The organism is Staphylococcus sp. HMSC063F05 (assembly GCF_001837075.1).
Classification (GTDB): domain Bacteria; phylum Bacillota; class Bacilli; order Staphylococcales; family Staphylococcaceae; genus Staphylococcus; species Staphylococcus epidermidis.
This window is the reverse complement of record NZ_KV831352.1, coordinates 1-20312: the sequence shown is the minus strand read 5'-3', so window position 1 is coordinate 20312 and position 20312 is coordinate 1. Positions and strand designations below refer to the sequence as shown.

The 20312-nt window shown below is 31.0% G+C and carries 22 protein-coding genes and 1 riboswitch; of the genes, 8 read left to right on the top strand and 14 right to left on the bottom strand.

Annotation, left to right across the window (positions count from 1 at the left end; all coding sequences use genetic code 11):
- Positions 1-92: 92 nt before the first annotated feature.
- The 3 genes from HMPREF2576_RS07945 to HMPREF2576_RS07935 all read right to left on the bottom strand — a co-directional run bounded on the left by HMPREF2576_RS07945 (position 93) and on the right by HMPREF2576_RS07935 (position 4350).
- Complete coding sequence (locus HMPREF2576_RS07945) at positions 93-404, bottom strand: rhodanese-like domain-containing protein (protein ID WP_001830891.1); 312 nt, start codon at positions 402-404, stop codon at positions 93-95.
- 25 nt (positions 405-429) lie between these two features.
- On the bottom strand, positions 430-2847 hold the full coding sequence (leuS, locus tag HMPREF2576_RS07940) for a leucine--tRNA ligase (protein WP_001830785.1): 2418 nt from the start codon (positions 2845-2847) through the stop codon (positions 430-432).
- Between the two features lie 288 nt (positions 2848-3135).
- The gene (locus HMPREF2576_RS07935) at positions 3136-4350 is read right to left on the bottom strand and encodes an MDR family MFS transporter (protein WP_001830884.1); all 1215 of its coding nucleotides are present in this window, start codon (positions 4348-4350) and stop codon (positions 3136-3138) included.
- A gap of 106 nt (positions 4351-4456) precedes the next feature.
- On the opposite strand from HMPREF2576_RS07935, the gene HMPREF2576_RS07930 reads away from it, so the two are divergent.
- A complete protein-coding gene (locus tag HMPREF2576_RS07930; protein ID WP_001830802.1) occupies positions 4457-5410 on the top strand; it encodes a tRNA modification radical SAM protein MnmL/YtqA in 954 nt (317 codons plus the stop codon).
- Positions 5407-5970: a tRNA 5-(aminomethyl)-2-thiouridylate-methyltransferase MnmM gene (locus HMPREF2576_RS07925; RefSeq protein ID WP_001830894.1), complete on the top strand. Its 564-nt coding sequence runs from the start codon at positions 5407-5409 to the stop codon at positions 5968-5970. The genes HMPREF2576_RS07930 and HMPREF2576_RS07925 overlap by 4 nt, the downstream gene beginning before the upstream one ends.
- 236 nt (positions 5971-6206) lie before the next feature.
- On the opposite strand, the gene HMPREF2576_RS07920 is transcribed toward HMPREF2576_RS07925, so the two are convergent.
- Both HMPREF2576_RS07920 and HMPREF2576_RS07915 read right to left on the bottom strand, forming a co-directional pair.
- Positions 6207-6608 carry a SarA family transcriptional regulator gene (locus HMPREF2576_RS07920; protein ID WP_001830809.1) on the bottom strand — a complete coding sequence of 134 codons (402 nt, stop codon included), beginning with the start codon at positions 6606-6608 and terminating at the stop codon, positions 6207-6209.
- Positions 6609-7097: 489 nt separating this feature from the next.
- On the bottom strand, positions 7098-7925 hold the full coding sequence (locus HMPREF2576_RS07915; protein WP_001830886.1) for an alpha/beta fold hydrolase: 828 nt from the start codon (positions 7923-7925) through the stop codon (positions 7098-7100).
- Positions 7926-8167: 242 nt separating this feature from the next.
- Here HMPREF2576_RS07915 and HMPREF2576_RS07910 point away from each other — a divergent pair, with 242 nt between their 5' ends.
- Entirely contained in the window at positions 8168-9169 is a 1002-nt protein-coding gene (locus HMPREF2576_RS07910) for a proline dehydrogenase family protein (protein WP_002468815.1), read from the top strand.
- Between the two features lie 47 nt (positions 9170-9216).
- Here HMPREF2576_RS07910 and ribE read toward each other — a convergent pair whose 3' ends face one another.
- The 7 genes from ribE to HMPREF2576_RS07875 all read right to left on the bottom strand — a co-directional run bounded on the left by ribE (position 9217) and on the right by HMPREF2576_RS07875 (position 16280).
- On the bottom strand, positions 9217-9678 hold the full coding sequence (gene ribE / locus HMPREF2576_RS07905; RefSeq protein ID WP_001830736.1) for a 6,7-dimethyl-8-ribityllumazine synthase: 462 nt from the start codon (positions 9676-9678) through the stop codon (positions 9217-9219).
- Positions 9679-9690: 12 nt separating this feature from the next.
- The gene (locus tag HMPREF2576_RS07900; protein ID WP_002467852.1) at positions 9691-10872 is read right to left on the bottom strand and encodes a bifunctional 3,4-dihydroxy-2-butanone-4-phosphate synthase/GTP cyclohydrolase II; all 1182 of its coding nucleotides are present in this window, start codon (positions 10870-10872) and stop codon (positions 9691-9693) included.
- Positions 10873-10884: 12 nt separating this feature from the next.
- Positions 10885-11517, bottom strand: a complete 633-nt coding sequence (locus HMPREF2576_RS07895; RefSeq protein WP_001830723.1) for a riboflavin synthase — start codon at positions 11515-11517, stop codon at positions 10885-10887.
- Positions 11518-11523: 6 nt separating this feature from the next.
- A complete protein-coding gene (ribD, locus tag HMPREF2576_RS07890) occupies positions 11524-12567 on the bottom strand; it encodes a bifunctional diaminohydroxyphosphoribosylaminopyrimidine deaminase/5-amino-6-(5-phosphoribosylamino)uracil reductase RibD (protein ID WP_002440254.1) in 1044 nt (347 codons plus the stop codon).
- A gap of 149 nt (positions 12568-12716) precedes the next feature.
- Positions 12717-12855, bottom strand: a riboswitch (FMN riboswitch).
- 148 nt (positions 12856-13003) lie between these two features.
- The gene (locus HMPREF2576_RS07885; protein WP_070856195.1) at positions 13004-14488 is read right to left on the bottom strand and encodes an FAD/NAD(P)-binding protein; all 1485 of its coding nucleotides are present in this window, start codon (positions 14486-14488) and stop codon (positions 13004-13006) included.
- Positions 14489-14835: 347 nt separating this feature from the next.
- On the bottom strand, positions 14836-15687 hold the full coding sequence (locus HMPREF2576_RS07880; protein WP_001830727.1) for a peptidoglycan release complex glucosaminidase SagB: 852 nt from the start codon (positions 15685-15687) through the stop codon (positions 14836-14838).
- Between the two features lie 377 nt (positions 15688-16064).
- Positions 16065-16280: a hypothetical protein gene (locus HMPREF2576_RS07875; protein ID WP_001830737.1), complete on the bottom strand. Its 216-nt coding sequence runs from the start codon at positions 16278-16280 to the stop codon at positions 16065-16067.
- Positions 16281-16487: 207 nt separating this feature from the next.
- Between HMPREF2576_RS07875 and HMPREF2576_RS07870 the strand changes: the two genes are divergently transcribed.
- Complete coding sequence (locus tag HMPREF2576_RS07870; protein WP_001830724.1) at positions 16488-16967, top strand: sigma-70 family RNA polymerase sigma factor; 480 nt, start codon at positions 16488-16490, stop codon at positions 16965-16967.
- A gap of 5 nt (positions 16968-16972) precedes the next feature.
- Positions 16973-17416 carry a competence protein ComK gene (locus HMPREF2576_RS07865; protein ID WP_001830734.1) on the top strand — a complete coding sequence of 148 codons (444 nt, stop codon included), beginning with the start codon at positions 16973-16975 and terminating at the stop codon, positions 17414-17416.
- Here the strand turns inward: HMPREF2576_RS07865 and HMPREF2576_RS07860 are convergent.
- Both HMPREF2576_RS07860 and HMPREF2576_RS07855 read right to left on the bottom strand, forming a co-directional pair.
- Entirely contained in the window at positions 17403-17846 is a 444-nt protein-coding gene (locus tag HMPREF2576_RS07860; RefSeq protein ID WP_070856197.1) for a hypothetical protein, read from the bottom strand. The genes HMPREF2576_RS07865 and HMPREF2576_RS07860 overlap by 14 nt on opposite strands.
- 139 nt (positions 17847-17985) lie before the next feature.
- Positions 17986-18699 carry a transaldolase gene (locus HMPREF2576_RS07855; protein WP_001830731.1) on the bottom strand — a complete coding sequence of 238 codons (714 nt, stop codon included), beginning with the start codon at positions 18697-18699 and terminating at the stop codon, positions 17986-17988.
- A gap of 276 nt (positions 18700-18975) precedes the next feature.
- Here HMPREF2576_RS07855 and HMPREF2576_RS07850 point away from each other — a divergent pair, with 276 nt between their 5' ends.
- Genes HMPREF2576_RS07850 through HMPREF2576_RS07840 form a run of 3 tightly spaced genes read left to right on the top strand, consistent with a single transcriptional unit; the run spans position 18976 to position 20038 of the window.
- Positions 18976-19284, top strand: coding sequence for a hypothetical protein (locus HMPREF2576_RS07850; RefSeq protein WP_002493962.1), 309 nt, complete (start codon positions 18976-18978; stop codon positions 19282-19284).
- Between the two features lie 38 nt (positions 19285-19322).
- A complete protein-coding gene (gene crcB, locus HMPREF2576_RS07845) occupies positions 19323-19688 on the top strand; it encodes a fluoride efflux transporter CrcB (protein WP_001830726.1) in 366 nt (121 codons plus the stop codon).
- Complete coding sequence (locus HMPREF2576_RS07840; protein WP_001830729.1) at positions 19685-20038, top strand: fluoride efflux transporter FluC; 354 nt, start codon at positions 19685-19687, stop codon at positions 20036-20038. Before crcB ends, HMPREF2576_RS07840 begins: the two co-directional genes overlap by 4 nt.
- Positions 20039-20312 lie beyond the last annotated feature (274 nt).

Genomic DNA, 20312 nt, shown 5'->3' with positions numbered 1-20312 from the left:
CAGTGTAATTCCAGAATTTACTAGAATAAATTATAAACTCATTTGTATTAATTTTTAATTTAGAATATCGTTATCTACAACTTCGAAGTTCTTTAAATATTATCAATTACAGTACCTTCATCGCCCCATGCATTCATTCCACCTTCGACATTTACAGCATGAACACCTTGTTCTTCTAAATATGAAACTACTTTAGCACTGCGTGACCCCGCTGCACACACAATATAATACGTGTCATTTTTATTGAATTCTTTTAAATTATCAGGAATTTCATCCATAGGAATTGTTTTTGCTCCAGGAATAACACCCATTTCAGTTTCTTCGTTTGTGCGAACATCTACAATGTTAACTGGATTTGAATCTAATATTTTTTTCTTTAATTCATCTACTGTTATTGACTCCATTTAATAGCACTCCTTTAGAAAAATATTATTTAGCAACTATATTAACTAGCTTTTGAGGTACAGCAATAACTTTTTTAACTTCTTTTCCTTCAATACTCATTTTAACATTATCATTAGACAAGGCTAAGTCTTGCATTTCTTCTTTAGATAAATCTTTTGGAATATTGATTTTTGCTCTAACTTTACCATTGACTTGAACTACGATTTCAACTTCATCATCTACTAATAAACTTTCATCAAATGTTGGCCATGGTTGATAAGTAATGGTATTTTCATGCCCTAATCGATCCCATAATTCTTCACCAATGTGTGGTGCAATAGGCGATAACATTTTTACAAACCCTTCGATATAAGGTTTGTAAACTTCATTGGTTTTATAACACTCATTAATAAACACCATTAATTGACTGATTGCAGTATTAAAACTAAGTGTATCAAAATCTTCTGTTACTTTTTTCACAGTTTGATTGTAAACCTTATCAAGTGAATGATTGTTAGAATCTACAATTTTTTTATTGATTGAATTTTCATCAGTAATGATAAGTCTCCAAACACGATCTAAGAATCTTCTAGAACCATCTAAACCTTTTTCACTCCATGCGATCGCAGCATCTAAAGGTCCCATAAACATTTCATATAGTCGTAATGTATCAGCACCATGTGATGCAACAATATCATCTGGATTAATCACATTACCTTTAGACTTACTCATTTTTTCATTGCCTTCGCCTAAAATCATTCCCTGATTGTATAGTTTTTGGAATGGTTCTTTTGTTGGTACAACACCTAAGTCATATAACACTTTATGCCAGAATCTTGCATATAATAAGTGAAGTACTGCATGTTCCACGCCTCCAATATATAAATCAACAGGTAGCCAATGCTTTAATTTTTCAGGATCTGCTATCATTTTTTCGTTATGTGGATCAATGTAACGTAAATAGTACCAGCAACTGCCAGCCCATTGAGGCATTGTATTGGTTTCTCGGCGCCCCTTCATACCTGTCTTTTCATCGATAACGTTTACGAACGCATCTATATTTGCAAGTGGAGATTCACCGGTACCTGATGGCTTAATTTCATCTGTTTCAGGAAGTAGTAAAGGCAATTCATCTTCAGGAACTGTAGTCATTGATCCATCTTCCCAATGTATAATAGGAATTGGTTCTCCCCAATAACGTTGCCTACTAAATAACCAATCACGTAATTTATAATTGACTTTTTTCTCACCAGCACCTTTAGATTCAAGCAATTCTATCGCTTTACTTATTGCCGCTTCATTTTCTAGACCGTCTAATTCTCCAGAATTAATGTGTTTTCCTTCACCTGTGTATGCATATTTTTGAACTTCGCCACCCTCTATAACTTCGATAATTGGTAAATTAAACTTCGTAGCAAATTCATGATCTCGCTCATCATGTCCAGGCACAGCCATTACTGCACCAGTACCGTAAGTTGATAAAACATAATCTGCTATCCAAATAGGTAATTTATCGCCAGAGAGCGGATTAATTGCAAATGTTCCAGTAAACACACCTGTTTTTTCTTTAGCTAAGTCCGTACGTTCTAAATCAGATTTTTTTGATGCTTCATTTTGATACAATTTGACTTCTTGTTCTTTATCACTTGTCGTAATTTCATTCACAAGTGGGTGTTCTGGGCTTAAAACTAAGAAAGAAGTACCATAGATTGTATCTGGTCGTGTCGTAAACACTTCAATATTTTGGTCAGATTGCTCAATTTTAAATGTTACTTTGGCACCTTCTGAACGTCCAATCCAGTTTCGTTGCATGTCTTTAATTGATTCAGGCCAATCTAACTCATCTAAATCTTCTAGTAATCTATCAGCATATTCTGTAATTTTGAGTACCCATTGTTTCATAGGCTTACGATAAACAGGATGACCGCCACGTTCTGATACCCCATCGACAACCTCTTCATTCGACAAAACAGTACCTAATGCAGGACACCAATTGACAGCAACTTCATCAACATAAGCTAACCCTTTATTATACAACTGAATAAATATCCACTGCGTCCATTTATAATATTCAGGATCTGTAGTATTCACTTCTCTATCCCAATCATAACTAAATCCTAATTCTTGAATTTGTCTTTTGAAAGTTTGAATATTTTTCTGTGTAAATTCACGAGGATCATTACCAGTATCTAAAGCATATTGTTCTGCCGGCAAACCAAAAGCATCCCACCCCATAGGATGTAATACATTGTAACCTTGCATTCTTTTATATCGTGAGATGATATCCGTTGCCGTATATCCTTCTGGATGACCTACGTGTAAACCAGCACCAGATGGATAAGGAAACATGTCTAATGCATAAAATTTCTTTTGTCCTAAATTATCATTCGTTTTAAAGGTCTTATTTTCTTCCCAGTAATTCTGCCACTTTTTTTCAATTTCCTTATGATTATAATTCAACACATTTCCTCCTAATTCATAAAAAGACATCTCTACTATTAATGATTTGAAAGGGACGACCTGTGCCGCGTTACCACCCTTATTCGCTAACAGTTAGCGCACTTCATTTTAATAGTAAGAGATGTCTAGTTAAATGTCGTTTATGTTAATAAGTCATTTAGTCCTTAACACTAGCTCTCACCAACACTAGCTCTCTGTAGAAAAGCCTCTAAATGCTTAATACTATACGTGTTTAATATTATTGTATATGGTCAATGAATGCAAGTAGTTAATTAAATATCATTACTTTAATTAAATACCATTCTGATTTCGTCGTCTTCTTGATTGATGTTGATTTTTAAAATTCTTGGGTAACACTTTATCATAGAAACTTAAAAATAACAGTGCAAAACTTAATAATATAATCATCCCAATAAACATCATACTCATATTAAATGTATCTACAAGTATACCCCCAATAAATGGTCCAAATGCTTTACCCACTGTAGATGCTGAATTAACAAATCCTTGGTATTGCCCTTGCTTTCCAACTGGTGCAAGTTGATTTGCTATAGTTGGTACTGCAGGCCAAACAAACATTTCTCCAAAAGTTAAAATGACCATGCCAACTACAAATATAGCAAAGTGATTTGCAAAACTCGTCACTAGGAAAGAACTCATAAAAATTAAAATACCTACAAACATTTGATGTTTTAAATTACCTTTTAATAAGATAATAATTGGTCTTATTAAAGGTTGAGCTACTAAAATCATAATTCCATTGATTGTCCATAATACACTATATTGAGACATTGAAATATTAATTGATTGTGTGAATGAAGCTATCGTTGTTTCCCATTGAATATATGCAATCCAACAAATTGCAAACATTGCACATACTAGCATCATAGCAGTAAATCGTTTTTTATTTTCTTTGCTTTTTAAATCTATCGAATCTTGTGGTTTAAATTTAGCATTAATCTCTAAATTGAACTGTGTAATCGCCACGATGGCAAAAAGTACATACATAATGAGGTTTGCCATAAAAATATAATTGAAACTAAATTCAGCCACAAAACCTCCTAATGCCGCGCCTAAAGCAACCCCTATATTTTGTGCTAAGTAGATAGCATTAAAAGTTTGTCTTCCTCCATTAGGCCAAACGGCACCTGCCATCGCATAAATAGCAGGAACTATCATTCCGCCACCAAATCCAAGTAGTACTAACCAAATTGCATACCATGGCCAGCCATGAAACAAGTTGAGTAATGTGGTACTACATAAACACGTAAATGTACCTATTAAAATCGTTTTGTAACCACCAAGTTTATCAAACAAAGAACCACCTAACAAATTACCTACAACCATTCCAAATGAATTAATCATCAAAACGATACCTGCAATTGTTAAACTCTTATGAAGTTCTTCCTTCATGAAAATTGTATTTAAAGGCCACAAAAAACTGGCGCCGGTTATATTAAGTGCCATACCTATAACTAGCCACCATACTGATTTAGGTATATTCATATCATGAGTCCCTCTCTTTATATTTTTCTCAATCTACAATAGACACTATAACACTAAAATATGTTAAAATCTGTACTTAGAACCTAAATAGAAAGGAAAATGTATTATGGGTAACTATTTCCCGTATGCCTTTGAAGATAAACGCTATCACACATGGAACTATCATTTAAAAAACAAGTTTGGTCAGAAAATATTTAAGGTCGCATTAGACGGAGGTTTTGATTGCCCAAATAGAGATGGTACTGTAGCTCATGGAGGTTGCACATTTTGTTCTGCAGCAGGAAGCGGTGACTTTGCAGGTAATAGAGCTGAACCAATTGAAGTTCAATTCAAAAAAATAAAAGAACGTATGCATGAAAAATGGAGTGAAGGTCAATATATTGCATACTTTCAGGCGTTTACAAATACGCATGCACCTGTTGAAGTACTAAAAGAAAAATATGAACCTGTCTTAAAAGAAGATGGCGTCGTTGGTTTATCAATCGCGACAAGACCTGATTGTTTGCCTGATGATGTTGTAGAATATTTAGCTGAACTTAATCAGCGCACTTACTTATGGGTAGAGTTGGGCCTACAAACTGTGCATCAGTCAACTTCCGATTTAATAAATCGTGCTCATGATATGCAAACATACTATGACGGCGTAACAAAATTACGCAAACATAATATAAATGTTTGTACGCACATAATCAACGGCTTACCAGGTGAAAATTATGACATGATGATGGAGACTGCTAAAGAAGTCGCTCAGATGGACGTTCAAGGTATTAAAATTCATTTATTACACTTGCTAAAAGGAACGCCTATGGTTAAACAATATGAAAAAGGTATGCTCGAGTTTATGAGTCAACAAGATTATACCAATCTTGTTTGTGATCAACTTGAAGTATTACCCCCAGAAATGATTGTGCACAGAATCACTGGAGATGGACCTATAGATCTAATGGTTGGACCAATGTGGAGTGTTAATAAATGGGAAGTATTAAATGAAATTGATAATGAGCTTGCTAGACGAAACTCCTATCAAGGTAAAATGAACAAGCAGAGTATACAATCATGAAACTAGAACGTATTTTACCCTTCTCTAAATCGTTAATTGATTCTCATATTAATCATAATAGTATTGTAATTGATGCAACATGTGGTAATGGGAATGATACTGCTTATTTTGCTCAACATGTTCCAAATGGATTTGTCTATGGATTCGATATACAAGAACAAGCAATTTTGAATACGCACAAAAAAACAAAAGATTATTCGAATGTAAAATTAATCCAATCTGGTCATGAAAATGCTAAATTGCACATTCCCGCCCAACATCACGGTTGCATAGATGCTGCTATTTTTAATCTAGGTTATTTACCGAAAGGTAACAAAGAAATTGTCACTAAACCTGAAACAACAATTATGGCTATTAATGAAATCTTTGATATCTTAAGTATTGAAGGAATTATTATATTAGTTATATATCACGGTCATGAAGAAGGTAAAGTAGAAAAAGAAGCACTACTTGAATTTTTACAAAACTTTGATCAAAATAAAGCTCATATATTACAATATCAATTCATAAATCAAAAGAATAACGCTCCTTTTATCTGTGCTATTGAAAAACGTAATTAAAAAATTTATACACGTGCACGTAAAAAGAACCTGAGACAAGCAAACATTTTGTCCCAGGTTCTTTTTTAATTATAAATTTCATCACGAAGTATACCTTACTTTTAAGTGCTATTAAGTTTACTGATCCTCATAATTTTGAAAACACTCTTTAATATAGTTCAACAACTAATTCTCATAATTATACCCATGATTCAAATAAAATAATTTGTTCAGTTAAAGATTTAAAGCACGTTAAATTAAACTGCTAAAATAGATTGTAAACTAGATTGCATTGGTTCAGACTTGATTTTAATTGAGTCATCAATAAACTTTAACAAATCTTCTTTTTTAGAATTTTGCTTGTCATTAAAATGAATAATAACTGTACGTTCATCATCTTGAGGTCTTTCTTTGTAAATCCACTCAAGATTAACTAAATTATTATAAGTACGTGTACGTTTATACGGTTTAATATGAACATATTTATCCATTTCCTTTAAAGTCATTGAGCCTTTTTCCAAAAGTGTAAGTAAAATCAAAATTTCCTCTTTAGACATTCCATATTCTTCTTTGATTGTATTAAAAATTGAATCAATCTCTTTGAATAATGTCTCTAATTGTAAAATACCATAAACCCTGTTCTTTTCACTATTAGCCAAAATTAACATCTCCCAAATAAAAAATTGTGAATTCTATAAACTAACTTAACCATTTCCCCCAAATTTAATTTTACAAATAGTCAAGTTATTAAACTTTAGAATTATACCCTTTTATTTCAATAATTGAGCTACTTAAAATCAACTTTATCCGTAAAAAGATTTAAAAATGAGATTTAAAAAAATCTTACATCTAGTGCAACTCAAATTCTAACCCAAAAACTTAGCGTTAATACATATTAAAATTAAATTAATTATATAAGCAAAATATATCAATTCTACATTTAAAACGCAATAATTTTGACAAAACTTTCTATACAAATTGTTAAATATATTTTTTATTAAACCAAACTAAATATATTCTTAAAAATTATAAGAGCCCGTACAAGTTTAAGATGTACGGACTCATTACTATAGTCCCAGTATAAAACCGAGTTTCTTATTCACATTATAGAATTGTATACGAATTGATATCATTTTTCTTTCGCTCACTTAAATGTCTTCAATTTCCTCTTCATTTACTATAAAACCCATAGTATTTACACTATTATTCAAAAATGATAGAACATATCTCATCACCAAATCGCGTTCAGGTTCATTATGTATTTCATGATATAATCCATCCCAAACTTTAAAGTACATCTCTTTCGACTTTAATTTATCTTTCATTTCATTAATAGATTGAGTTTCTAAAATTTTATCATTGGTACCATACATTATCAATGCTGAAATAGGTTTAATATCTCTGATATGATCCATTGTTTCTTTCATCTTTTCATTTATAAGGTTATACCAACTATATGTTACCTTTTTAAGCATTAGTCCATCATTTGCTGTTTCTTCAATAATTTCATCATTACGTGTTAAATCTTGAGGAGTTATACCAACTTTAAATCTAGTATCTTTAGAAATTTTACCAACATTAGAAATCAATTTATTTTTGCGCCCTTTATAGTCTCTCTTTAGTTCTAACATAGGTGAAAATAACAAGATACCCTCAATAGGTAATTCTGTTTTCTCAAGCAGATTTAAAATGATGAGACCACCTAGTCCCACACCTAAAACAAATGTTGGAATTTTATATTCATTAGCTATTTTTATCCACTCTAATATATTTTCATGATACGTATTAAAATCATCTATTTGTCCCTTTTGAGCTCGTGAAGTTTGCCCTTGTCCCGGTAAATCGCCCATGATAACGTGATAACCATTTCGTCTTAACATCGTGATAACATATGCATATCTACCTGTATGTTCTAAAATATTATGAGCAATGACAACAACGCCTTTTGCGTCATTTTCTGTTTCCCACTTCCACATTTTCTAATTGCCCCTTTTTATATGTTCTTTATTAATATAATTATAGCAAACCAAACATATTGAATGCTATTTTAAGTGAAATTTGATAGATATTTAAATATTTTCTTTAACTCTTCAAATACATCTAAAAGTAAAAATACTCTTTAAGTGTTCACACTCTTTATGTAAACGCTTTCTTAAGCTTAATTTTCATGATACACTATTTAAAAATATCATACTCTAGTATAACGGAGGTATTGCATATGTCATTATTTAAAGATTTTTTCATTGCGTTATCTAATCATACATATCTTAATAAAATAGCTAAAAAGATGGGACCTCAAATGGGAGCAAATCGTGTAGTCGCAGGAAATACGATTCATCAATTAATTGAGACTATACAATATTTAAATGATTATAATATTTCAGTTACTGTCGACTCATTGGGTGAATTTGTTAATACTAGAGAAGAAAGCATTAAAGCTAAAGAAGAGATTTTAGAAATTATCGATGCAATATATAACAATAATGTAAAGGCACATATGTCAGTCAAGATAAGTCAACTTGGAAGTGAGTTTGATTTAAATCTTGCTTATGAAAACATGAGAGAAATTTTACTTAAAGCTGATAAGAATGGGAAGATGCATATTAATATTGATACAGAGAAGTACGATAGTCTTTCTAAAATTCAACATATTATTGATAGATTGAAAGGTGAATTTAAAAATGTGGGTACAGTCGTTCAAGCCTATCTGTATGAAGCCGATGATATAATTGATAAATATCCTGAATTACGTTTGAGACTTGTGAAAGGTGCTTATAAGGAAGATGCGTCAATCGCTTTTCAATCAAAAGAAGAAATTGACGCAAATTATATTAGAATTATTAAAAAACGACTACTAAATTCAAAGAACTTTACATCTGTGGCTACCCATGACAATGAAATAATCAACCAAGTCAAACAATTTATGAAAGAAAATCATATTGGCAAAGATAAAATGGAATTTCAAATGTTGTACGGTTTTCGCACGGAATTAGCACAAAAAATAGCTAATGAAGGTTATTTTTTTACAGTTTATGTACCATACGGTAATGATTGGTTTGCGTACTTTATGAGAAGACTAGCAGAACGGCCTCAAAACTTGTCATTAGCTATAAAAGAATTTACTAAACCCAAAATCTTAAAAAAGCTAACCTTGGGTATAGGTATATTTGCAACTTTATTGACGTCTCTTATTCTTGGCATTAAAAGACATAAAAAATAAAATAAAGGCATGGAGTATTTTGATATCTACTTCATGCCTTTATTTTTTTAATTGATTTGCTTAATTAGATTAGCCATTTCGATTGCACTAACTGCTGCTTCTGAACCTTTATTTCCAGCTTTAGTACCAGCTCTTTCAACTGCTTGTTCAATACTTTCAGTTGTTAGAACTCCAAAAATCACCGGAGCATCTGAAATGTCGTTTGCTTTAGAAACACCTTTAGCTACTTCATTACATACATAGTCATAATGTGAAGTTGCGCCTCTAATCACACATCCTAATGTTATCACAGCATCATATTCACCTTTTTGAGCTAATTTTTTTGCAACGAGTGGAATTTCGAATGCGCCAGGCACATAAGCTACATCAATATTTGTATCTTCTACTTCATGACGAATAAGTGTATCTTTAGCCCCTTCAAGTAAACGTGTAGTAATAAAATCATTAAATCTACTAACAACAATCGCAATTTTTAAATCCTTACCAACTAATTTACCTTCAAAATTCATTTTCGAGTCCTCCTATATTAAATGTCCCATTTTATTTTTTTTAGTTTCCATATAACTATGGTTATATGGTGTTTCTGGAACGATAAGTTCAATTCTATCTACGATCTCAATGCCGTAATCTTCTAAACCTTCAAATTTTTTAGGATTATTGCTGAGCAAGTTAATTTCACTTATATCAAAATACTTTAATATTTCAGCTGCAACATGATAATCTCTCAAATCCTCATCAAAACCAAGAGCAAGATTTGCAGTAACTGTATCATAACCTTTTTCTATCAACTCATATGCGCGCAACTTATTAATTAACCCTATTCCTCTACCTTCTTGAGGTAAATAAATAATCATTCCACCATGTTCGTCAATATATTTCATTGACGCTTCAAGTTGTGCCCCGCAATCACATCTTTGACTATGAAAAATATCCCCAGTCAGACAAGCAGAATGCATACGTACATTAGGATTGCTTTTTAAATCTCCTTTAACAATAGCAACGATTTCTTCATCGCTATAATCCGTTGTAAATCCATACATATCAAAATGACCAAAATCTGTTGGCATCTTGACCTTTGCCTTAAGGTTAACATTAAGTTCAACAGCCTTACGAAAAGCAACCAAACTTTTTATAGTAATCATTTTTAAATGGTGGCGTTCTTTAAATGACTGGAGATCTTCACCCTTAGCCATTGTCCCATCATCATTCATAATTTCGCAGATTACTCCAGCTGGTTGTGCTCCTGTTAACCGTGCCAAATCTACGGCAGCTTCAGTATGACCATTACGTGTTAACACACCATTCTCTTTTGCTATAAGTGGAAATAAGTGCCCCGGACGATGAAAATCTTCAGGATTAGTATTTTCATCTATGAGTGCTCTAGCCGTTTGTGTACGTTCATGTGCACTGATTCCTGTAGTAGTTTTATAATAATCAATGCTTACAGTAAAATGTGTGCCATAAATATCAGTGTTATTTTGCTCCATAGATTGTAGTTTTAATCTTTCAGCTATAGATTTATCAATTGGTGCACAAATCAGACCACGACCCTCTTTAGCCATAAAATTAATGGTATTATCATCCATCCATTCCGTAACAGCTACAAGATCTCCTTCATTTTCTCTATCTTCATCGTCAACTACAATAATGCTGTCTCCATTTCTTAAAGCCTCTATAGCCAACTCAATTGTATCGAATTGCATGTGATATTCCTCCTAAAAACCAAATGCTCTAAGCTTTTCTTCTGTTAACTGCGATTGATTTTGATTCATGATGTTTTCAACATATTTGAATAGTACGTCAGACTCCAAATGCACTTTGTTGCCTACTTTTTTAGATGAAAGAATAGTAGATCGACGTGTTTCTGGTATAAGATGTATATCAAAAGTATAATCATGTAAATCAAATACAGTAAGACTAACTCCGTCTACAGTTATAGAACCTTGCTTTACCATTTGATTCAAAATATTTTTAGTTGTTTTAATAGAAATAATTTTTGAGTTAGCAGTTTCATTGATTTTAGAAATTGTTCCAAGCTCATCAACATGACCTAACACGAAATGTCCACCAAATCTCCCACTTCCACTCATGGCTCTTTCGAGATTAACTTCTGTATTACGTTGAACACTTCCAAGATATGTTTTGTTTTCAGTCCCTTTGATGACTTGAACTGAAAAACTTGAGTCAGTGAAATCTATCACAGTTAAACATGCACCGTTAACACTTATTGAATCACCAATATGCATATCAACTAAAATGTTTTGTGCTTTAATTTCAAGCGTTCTTACTGATTGCTCAGAGCGAACTTGTTGTACAGTACCTATTTCTTCAATGATACCTGTAAACATAGACATTCACTTCTTTCGTAATTTCAATTTTAAATTTTGATTAATTAACTTGGAATCAACAATTTCAAATTGAGTTGCTTCAGGCAAATCAATGACCTCGTCAGTCTTATAAAATTGATGTTTGCCAGAACCACCAATTAATTTCGGGGCTATATATAAAATGAGTTCATTTAGATGTTTGGATTGGAGAAATTGAGATGTAATATTTGGGCCTGCCTCGACTAACAGTTTCCCAATACCTCTTTGATATAAGTCTTGTAATATTGTCGTTGTATCACAATTACTTATATTTATTATTTTAATAAAACTTTTATCTGTTTTTAATTTTTCATTTTCAGTGTAAATCCATATCTCCGATGCAGTATCTTTAAATATTTGTTGATTAAAATCGAGTTGACCTTTCTTAGAAAGAATAACTCGAATCGGATGCTTTCCATCAGGAACCCTGGTTGTATACAATGGATTGTCTGCTTCAATGGTTCTACGCCCAGTAATAACTGCATCATGCTCATGTCTTAATTGATAAACATCTTCTTTAACTTCTTTGTTTGTTATCCACTTACTTTCATTAAAGTCTGTTGCTTGTTTACCATCTAAACTAGATGAGACCTTTACAGTTACTTCTGGAACTTCGTTTCTTTTAGCAGTAAAAAAGTCACGGTATAATGCAGCTGCATTTTCATTATATTGAAATTCAACCTCTATACCAGCTTCTCTCAGAATCTCGTCACCCTTACTTACTAAAGTAGTATCTTTAACAGCATAGATGACCTTAGATATGCCCGCTTCAATGATTTTATCCACACAAGGTGGTGTTGAACCATGGTGTGTGCAAGGTTCTAATGAAACGTATATGGTAGCACCTTGGGTATTTAAACCTGCCATTTCAATAGCTTGTACTTCGGCATGTTTATCTCCCTTTTTTAAATGTGCACCTAAACCTACAATCCTACCGTTTTTAACAACAACGGATCCTACTGGTGGATTAACACCTGTTTGTCCATTTACCATTTTTGCTAGTTGAATAGCATCATCCATAAATCTACTCAATTGATCACCTCAAAAAAAACCTTATACCTATACTGTAGGCATAAGGAGATATCTATATCTTTAAATAAGCCTATTAGTATACTTAAAATTGCACATAAGTATACAATACGCTTATCATAACTACACGAATTTGTGTAAGTCGATAATTCAACTTCTTTCTCCCATCCAGACTCTAACTGTCGGCTCTAGATTCACACTAGATCAGCCACTAACATCAAAAACAATATTAGTGGGTCGCAGGCTCAATTTACTGCCGGTTGGGAATTTCACCCTGCCCCGAAAGAAATATATGAAATTGTTATGATTAATTGAGTCCAGTAGTTCTTCACTACATTGTAAATCTTACTATATTTAAATTTAAAATACAATTTTATAGCTTACTTTATTAAAAGATTTTATAAGAATATATTAAACTCACAAACACGCTTAATGCATATTACTTATTTCTATTTTCCTGTGTTATATATAATTGAGATACTGTATCAACAACTTGATTAACAATCATCTTTACGCCATTTCTAAGTTTATTGACACCGTTGGTCATTTGTCCAATTGCAATCACATTTTTTAAGGTTCCATATCTAGGGCTTATGACTTGATTTGTTTCTGGGATAATTTGAATGCCACCCATAGGATGACGTTGAACAATTTGTCTATTTTCTAAGTTTAAAATTAATTGATCATCCTCATCTAATTGAGAAAGATGTGTTTTAGAGCCCGTTGCATTAATAACGATGTCAAACAACTCATAATTTTGCGTAGTGTCGTTATACTTCAACATAAATTGATTATTTTTATGGACTATGTCTTCTAGCCCTTTTTTAATGACAAGTTCATTATTCTGTATTAACTTGATAAGTAAACGAGCTGTTCTAGGAGGCATTGGATTAGAATTTAACTGAATAATTTTAGTGTATTTACGATTAAAAGTTTCTTGATCTTTAACGCTCAAACTATTCCAAATCCAGTTTAAATTTTCTTTTAAATGTTCAATGATACTTTGGAATATCCCCATTTCTTCTTCATAATTTAAATCATACTCCAAGTCTTTGACATGGTTTCCAGTTCTACGATAAATAAGTTTTTTAAAATCTATTCCATAATCTTCACATTCTTTTAAAAATAATGAAACTACTTTTTCTAATGGTACATTACCAAAGTGATTTTTCATAATTCCATTAAATCGTGATTTAGTTAAATGCGTAAACTGAATTTTAGTCATTTTCCCTCTAACACTTGGCAATGCTGCAGAACGACTTGTCATAGTAATGGGTAAAGATGGATGATGTGCAGCTACATATCTCACAGCATCTAAACTAGCCAACCCTGTTCCAATAATCACGATTCGATCTGAATCTTTAACATTATCAAGTGTATGATATGTAGGATACGGCGTTTGTATATAGCCTTTAGTTCCCTTCAAATCATAAGGGTCATGGTAACTAAAAGTTCCAAAAGTTAAAAATAAATAATCGTATTCACGCCATTCTTTTTCATCATCACATGTACATACATGATATTTTAAATCTGTGTCATCAACATCGCATTGTGTAAAAATTTCTTGTACTTTATCATTGATAATAGTTAAATTATCAAATTGGTCATTATAATAAGATAAATAAGACTTCATATAATGACCAAATACAAATCTAGGCAAATATTGAGGATTACTAAAATTAAATTCCGTCTGATTTTGATACCACTTCCAAAACTCTTGATCATCATCAAGATTTAAGCTCATGGATTTTGATGGCATGTTAATAAGTAGTTCGCTACTATCATTTTGAAATGGAACACCTTGGCCCATATTTCTATCATCGTCATATACATCTACTTTTAATTGAGAAAAGTTTTCATGTTTAACGAGTTGGCGTAACACACTTACACCAGCTGTTCCCATACCTATTATTGCTACACGCATGTAAATCATCCTTATGTATTTATTATTAGTAGTTACGTTTTACTGTACACTTTTTCACTTTATCTATATTACCTATTTGATTGACTTTTAATCTTAAAATAGTATGCTAAAATTTATTTGAGGTGAAGCTTATGAAATTTATAGTTAAAGTTTTAATTGCTTTTGCAGTTCTGTTTACAATACTATCGCGAAAAAACAAAGCTGAATAATTTAACATTTAATCCAATAAATTAAAAACACCACTATAAAACTATTGAGAGTTAACTATTGCTTAAATCTAAATTAATTTTAATTAGCACGATTAACTTCACAACTTTTATTAGTGGTGTTTAGTTTAACTATTTAATTTATTTTTGGTGTTTATCGTCATCTTTATAAACATATAATTTGAAGTATTTACCTTCTGTTTTCATGTTCTTGTAGAAATCTGCAATGATATTCGCGTTACTTTCAGCCCATTTTATATCAGTAGCATATTGGTGTTCACCCGGGTTTTTAGGGTTCCATCTCATACTATAAAGTGTATTTTGATCGTCATGAGATAAGAAATGCTTATGAATAAAATCAGCGCCACCATAAATAGCTTTTTGTGGTGTGTCCCATCCATGTTTTTTAGCATATTCGGCACCTGTTTTAATAGGGTCACTATCTAATGCACCAACACCATAGAAATTGTAATATTTTTTACCATCTATTTCTACACCATTAGCCAGTTCACTTTTAGCTGCGCCTGTTTCTAATAGAGCATGAGAAATAAGATATACTTCATTGACATGTTTAGACTTTGCAGCATTAATAAAATCATCTGTATGTTTTAGTAGTACTGGTCTATCAAACAACATGCGTTTAATTCTGTTTTTATCAATGCCTTGATACTTAGACAAATCTAAAAATTGATATTTTTGTTTATCATCATCTATGAATTTACTACTATCCATAGCTTCTTTAATTTCTGTACCAGACGCATCACGCCAAGCTGTATTTGCTTTGTTAGATACTTGTTGGCTCGTATAATTGTGTATTTGCTTTTTAGATGCTTTATCTAAAGTTTTATCTAATTTTTCAACCTTTTCAACTGGTTTGACATGTTTGAAAAATATTTGATCTGAAATCATTGAAAAGAAGATAAAACCTGTAACAACAAATACAATTAGCAAACCTATGATAGCTAATATTGAGCCTTTCTTGTGCTTAGTCATATTCACACCTCTTAGGTCATTGTTGTTAAACTAGTCATTCTATTACGATAATCAAGTTTAACATTATTCAAACACATTCACAATTTGAAACTTCTTTTGTTACAAATTCATAAATAAATGGTAATCAAATTGAAATTTAAATAAATAGGTTACACGTTGCACATATTAAAATAATAAGACAAGAATCGAAAATTTTTGATGCCAAATGAATGTTTTATAAATTGACAAAACTTAAAAATTTCATTAATTATTATTAAACAACAATATTAACCCTTATTTTTATGGCAATTAGATTTAAATTTTAAATCATTTAAATATTATAGTGTTGAATAGGTTTTATAAACTCAAATTTAGTCACTATGGTGACACTCTAAATATTAGTTCTTATAATTCATCATTATGAAACTTACAGCTTGTGATCTATTTTTATAATAGTATTTATTCAAATCTATAGTTCCTTCAATTTCACCTTCACGGTATTTCATCTCATTGGTGAAATTATTAATCATCACAAAATCAGATCGATCTCTAATAATATCCAAATCATCATTTCTTGCAAAAAAGTGCTCGAGATTTAAATGTGCATAATCCATAAAAGTTCCTCCTTTTTACTCAAAAAGTATTTATGTTGAAAAGCCAAGTTAGCGTGCAAATAAAACACTTATTTTTACATATTAATAAAGTCTATGACTACTATTTAACACCTATTGCTTCAATTACGCAAATGATTATTTTCAAACAATAAGTTAACTTCTATTTATCCGGAAATCATTTTATGTGCACAAATAGGAGTTAATTACATGTCATTTGAGGAAGCATATAAAAAATACAACAATATCATACATTATTTGTTAAAAAGTTATCAAATCACTTATAATTATGATGAATTTTATCAACAAATGCTCATTAAAATGTGGCAACTTACACTCGATTTTGATGAACAACAATCTTCTTCTTTTAAATCTTATCTATTTATACGCCTAAAATTCTATCTTATAGATTTATTTAGACAAAAAGACAATACGCTTAATATATGTAGCATTGACGCCCTTTCAGAACTTTCTCCGTCATTTTCAATCAACGAAATCGATTTACTTATTAAAGATATTTCACAACAGTTACTTCCACGCGAACGAGATTGGTTAACCTTATATTTACAAGGATACAAACAATATGAAATTTCCCAAATTTTAGATTTTTCACCTACAACGATTAAAAAAATAAAATCTAACGCAATACGAAAACTACGTCGTTATTTAAATTCATCTACAAAGGATTGACATCTATGAAATGTATATCAACGCATTCACTTTTATATATTCAAACTGCGTTTTCAACAAATGTTGAAACCTATATTCAGTATGAACATTACGCTATTCATTTACCATGTACACCTGAAAAAACATTACATTATTTATTGGAATTACATCAAAAATCCTATCATAATCAATGTATGTTATCTAAAAATATTTTAAACATTAAAAAATTCATACCTATCTATATTAATGAGGAAACCATATTATTTCCAGTTACGCAAAAACGTGCACCGATTAAATATTTTATCAATGCACGAAATATTATAGGAATTCATTCTTCAATTCATACCACAATGATTGTTTTTGAAGATGGTACGACTATCGAACTGAACATCCCCTATACACTTGTAACAAAAAAATGGCAAGAAAGTCTTACCGTAGGTCATATCATAGAGAAAACTACCTTTTATTAAATTTATATTCTAAAAGCTTCTTAGTAAACAATGAAGTCGTATGTTTAATAGCATATAAACTAGCAATCATTATAATTATCGCGACAATCAAAACAGTTAACATAACAAAAACTGATAAATCAATATTTGGGTTGATATAGGCATGCACGATAGCTAAGCTGGCCACTAACCCTAAAATAAAGAGTCCGAGCAAAAATGCATAAGCTAAAACCATACAAATTAAAAGTACGAACACATGAGAAGTCGATTTTTTCTTATGATTAAATATAAATTTCTTTAAATATTCATTTGAAAATCTTATTGGCTTATTGGTATCAATACTTTTATTCTGATCAACTGAGTCAATATATTTGTTAAGCGCATTCTTCTCTTTAGCATTTAAAAACCATAATTGCTTATTTACTCTTTTGATGAATTCATTTTTACTCATTTGATAGGTACCTCTTTTCAGAATTAGTCATATTTATCAATAGTAAATGAATCAAACTATTCTTTCAAATCTTCTTATATAACTAAAATAAAACAGCAATCTAGTGAAATAAATCCACTTAATTGCTGTTTTTTTACATTTATAAAATTGACAAACCGGAACTTTGAATGTCTTTGGCAAAACCTTTGACTGTATCTACTGAAAGTTCTCCTATATCACGGCCTAAATTGTTATTAACCTTTTTTACAACATCAGCTGGGCAAGTAATAATATCAGCTCCAATTTCATCAGCTTGAATTACATTATATACTTCACGACAACTTGCCCATAATAATTGAACACCTTCTTTACTATGAGTGACCTTAACTGATTCTTTCATCAAAGGAAGTGGATCAATCCCAGTATCTGCAATGCGTCCTGCAAATACTGACACATATGTTGGCACACCTTCAGTCACAGCGTCAGTAATTGCTTTTACTTGCTCTATAGTATAGACAGCTGTGACATTCAACCTTACCTGTTTCGATGATAAACGTTTAATTAATGGTAGTGTAGACTCACCAGTTGTTGTAACAATAGGAATTTTTACAAATACATTATCACCATATTGTTTTAAAATCTCAGCTTCTTTTTCCATAGTAGGTAAATCGTCAGCAAACACCTCAAAAGAAATTGAAGCGTCGGGTATTTCACTAACCACTTCCTCTGCAAAAGCTTTATAATCAGTTACACCCGCTTTAGCCATCAAGCTTGGGTTCGTTGTAAAACCATCAACGAGTTGATTCTTATATGCTGATTTCATTTCTTCAATATCTGCACCATCCGCAAACACTTTAACATTTAATTTTGTCATGTCATTTCTCCTCCTGAACGTGAAAGGTCAATACTATCAATTATATGTATAGAATTGATTATTTGTATGTATATCAGACTAAAACTAGGGATAGCGATTTATTATCACGTTTTAAATTTAAAAATTTTATAACTTATTTATAACATGACCTTGAAATGTAAGCGAATTATTTGCTTTAATTTTAAATATACTGTTTAAAATGGAATGAAAATTACTATGTTTAAGTTTAATAAATATGATAGTATATTGTAATAATGTTTATCTAGGAGGCAGTTTATGGCTCGGTCAAAAAAGTACTTTTATCTTAGTCTATTAATGATAATTTTAAGTTTTTTCTTTAATACCAATAATTCATTATTGAGTAATATATTTCAATCGTTTATGAAAATTGTTGTAGTTACAAGTATCGTTAATATTATAATACTTATTTTATCGATTGTTTTTGCCGATAAATCTATAAAGTATGCTAAGGAAAGTTCAGATTGGATTAGATTTGCAAGCAAAATATTACCATTGATTATTTTAATCACTGTTATTATCCATATTCTTTCATCTTTACATACTTTTGGTTACATTTTTAAATAATAATAATCAACTCTTTTATATTTTGAGGTGAAATATAGATGCAATATCTATATATTTTTGTAGGTGGTGCTTTAGGTGCATTGATAAGATTCTGTTTATCAATGCTTAATGAAGGTTCAACCATTCCGTTGGGGACATTTGTTGCAAATTTATTAGGTGCTTTTTTAATGGGTAGTATCGGCGCATTAAGCCTTTCACTTTTTAAAACTCATCCTAACATAAAAAAAGGGCTTACTACTGGTTTACTTGGTGCGTTAACTACCTTTTCAACATTTCAATTTGAACTTGTAACACTATTTAATCAGCATCATTTTATACTATTTACTATATATGGTGTGACGAGTTATATTCTAGGAATACTAAGTTGTTACCTCGGTGTCAAAATAGGAGGTAGATTTTCTTGATTACTATTTTGCTCGTTATGTTAGGTGGAGGAATAGGTGCTGTACTTAGAGCCCTTATCACAAATATATGCCAACGCTTATTCAATAGTAAAATTCCTATTGCAACATCTATAGTAAATATTACAGGTAGCTTAATTATCGGGTTTATGATGGGACACGCACTCGATAGCCATCATATGTTTCCTTTCTTTGTTACAGGTGTTCTCGGAGGTTTAACTACTTTTTCAACATTATCATCTGAACTTGTTAATATGTTAAGCCCTCAATTTAAACCAATACGTTTTGTAGTTTATTCCCTATTACAATTTATTTTAGGTTTCATTGCTTGCTTTTATGGATATCGCATCTAATATTAAAATAACTTTTACTAACGGTTATATTAATTTATTTCATAGATTATGATTTCTATTTGTATCTTGAATTTTCTTATTAATTTAGAAGCTCAACGAAACTAAATCCTTATTAAGGTCCTCAAGCTATCATGACAACTAGAATCATTGTAGTTAAAATAATAAACATATTCTCAACTCAACGATGTTATACCAATATATAATAATGAGCCTGGGAGAAAAAGGTCCAAGATAAGTATTTAAAGACAATTTCTATTGAAATAATATAGAAATT

Excerpts from the sequence above, each read along its gene's own strand:
- HMPREF2576_RS07900 (WP_002467852.1), bottom strand. The coding sequence starts at position 10,872 with ATGCAATTCGATACAATTGAGTTGGCTATAGAGGCTTTAAGAAATGGA.
- HMPREF2576_RS07850 (WP_002493962.1), top strand. The coding sequence starts at position 18,976 with ATGGCTCGGTCAAAAAAGTACTTTTATCTTAGTCTATTAATGATAATT.
- HMPREF2576_RS07915 (WP_001830886.1), bottom strand. The coding sequence starts at position 7,925 with ATGTGGAAGTGGGAAACAGAAAATGACGCAAAAGGCGTTGTTGTCATT.
- HMPREF2576_RS07930 (WP_001830802.1), top strand. The coding sequence starts at position 4,457 with ATGGGTAACTATTTCCCGTATGCCTTTGAAGATAAACGCTATCACACA.
- HMPREF2576_RS07945 (WP_001830891.1), bottom strand. The coding sequence starts at position 404 with ATGGAGTCAATAACAGTAGATGAATTAAAGAAAAAAATATTAGATTCA.
- HMPREF2576_RS07865 (WP_001830734.1), top strand. The coding sequence starts at position 16,973 with ATGAAATGTATATCAACGCATTCACTTTTATATATTCAAACTGCGTTT.
- HMPREF2576_RS07870 (WP_001830724.1), top strand. The coding sequence starts at position 16,488 with ATGTCATTTGAGGAAGCATATAAAAAATACAACAATATCATACATTAT.
- HMPREF2576_RS07855 (WP_001830731.1), bottom strand. The coding sequence starts at position 18,699 with ATGACAAAATTAAATGTTAAAGTGTTTGCGGATGGTGCAGATATTGAA.
- HMPREF2576_RS07885 (WP_070856195.1), bottom strand. The coding sequence starts at position 14,488 with ATGCGTGTAGCAATAATAGGTATGGGAACAGCTGGTGTAAGTGTGTTA.
- crcB (WP_001830726.1), top strand. The coding sequence starts at position 19,323 with ATGCAATATCTATATATTTTTGTAGGTGGTGCTTTAGGTGCATTGATA.
- HMPREF2576_RS07935 (WP_001830884.1), bottom strand. The coding sequence starts at position 4,350 with ATGAATATACCTAAATCAGTATGGTGGCTAGTTATAGGTATGGCACTT.
- HMPREF2576_RS07910 (WP_002468815.1), top strand. The coding sequence starts at position 8,168 with ATGTCATTATTTAAAGATTTTTTCATTGCGTTATCTAATCATACATAT.
- HMPREF2576_RS07860 (WP_070856197.1), bottom strand. The coding sequence starts at position 17,846 with ATGAGTAAAAATGAATTCATCAAAAGAGTAAATAAGCAATTATGGTTT.
- HMPREF2576_RS07875 (WP_001830737.1), bottom strand. The coding sequence starts at position 16,280 with ATGGATTATGCACATTTAAATCTCGAGCACTTTTTTGCAAGAAATGAT.
- HMPREF2576_RS07895 (WP_001830723.1), bottom strand. The coding sequence starts at position 11,517 with ATGTTTACAGGTATCATTGAAGAAATAGGTACTGTACAACAAGTTCGC.
- ribE (WP_001830736.1), bottom strand. The coding sequence starts at position 9,678 with ATGAATTTTGAAGGTAAATTAGTTGGTAAGGATTTAAAAATTGCGATT.
- HMPREF2576_RS07880 (WP_001830727.1), bottom strand. The coding sequence starts at position 15,687 with ATGACTAAGCACAAGAAAGGCTCAATATTAGCTATCATAGGTTTGCTA.
- HMPREF2576_RS07925 (WP_001830894.1), top strand. The coding sequence starts at position 5,407 with ATGAAACTAGAACGTATTTTACCCTTCTCTAAATCGTTAATTGATTCT.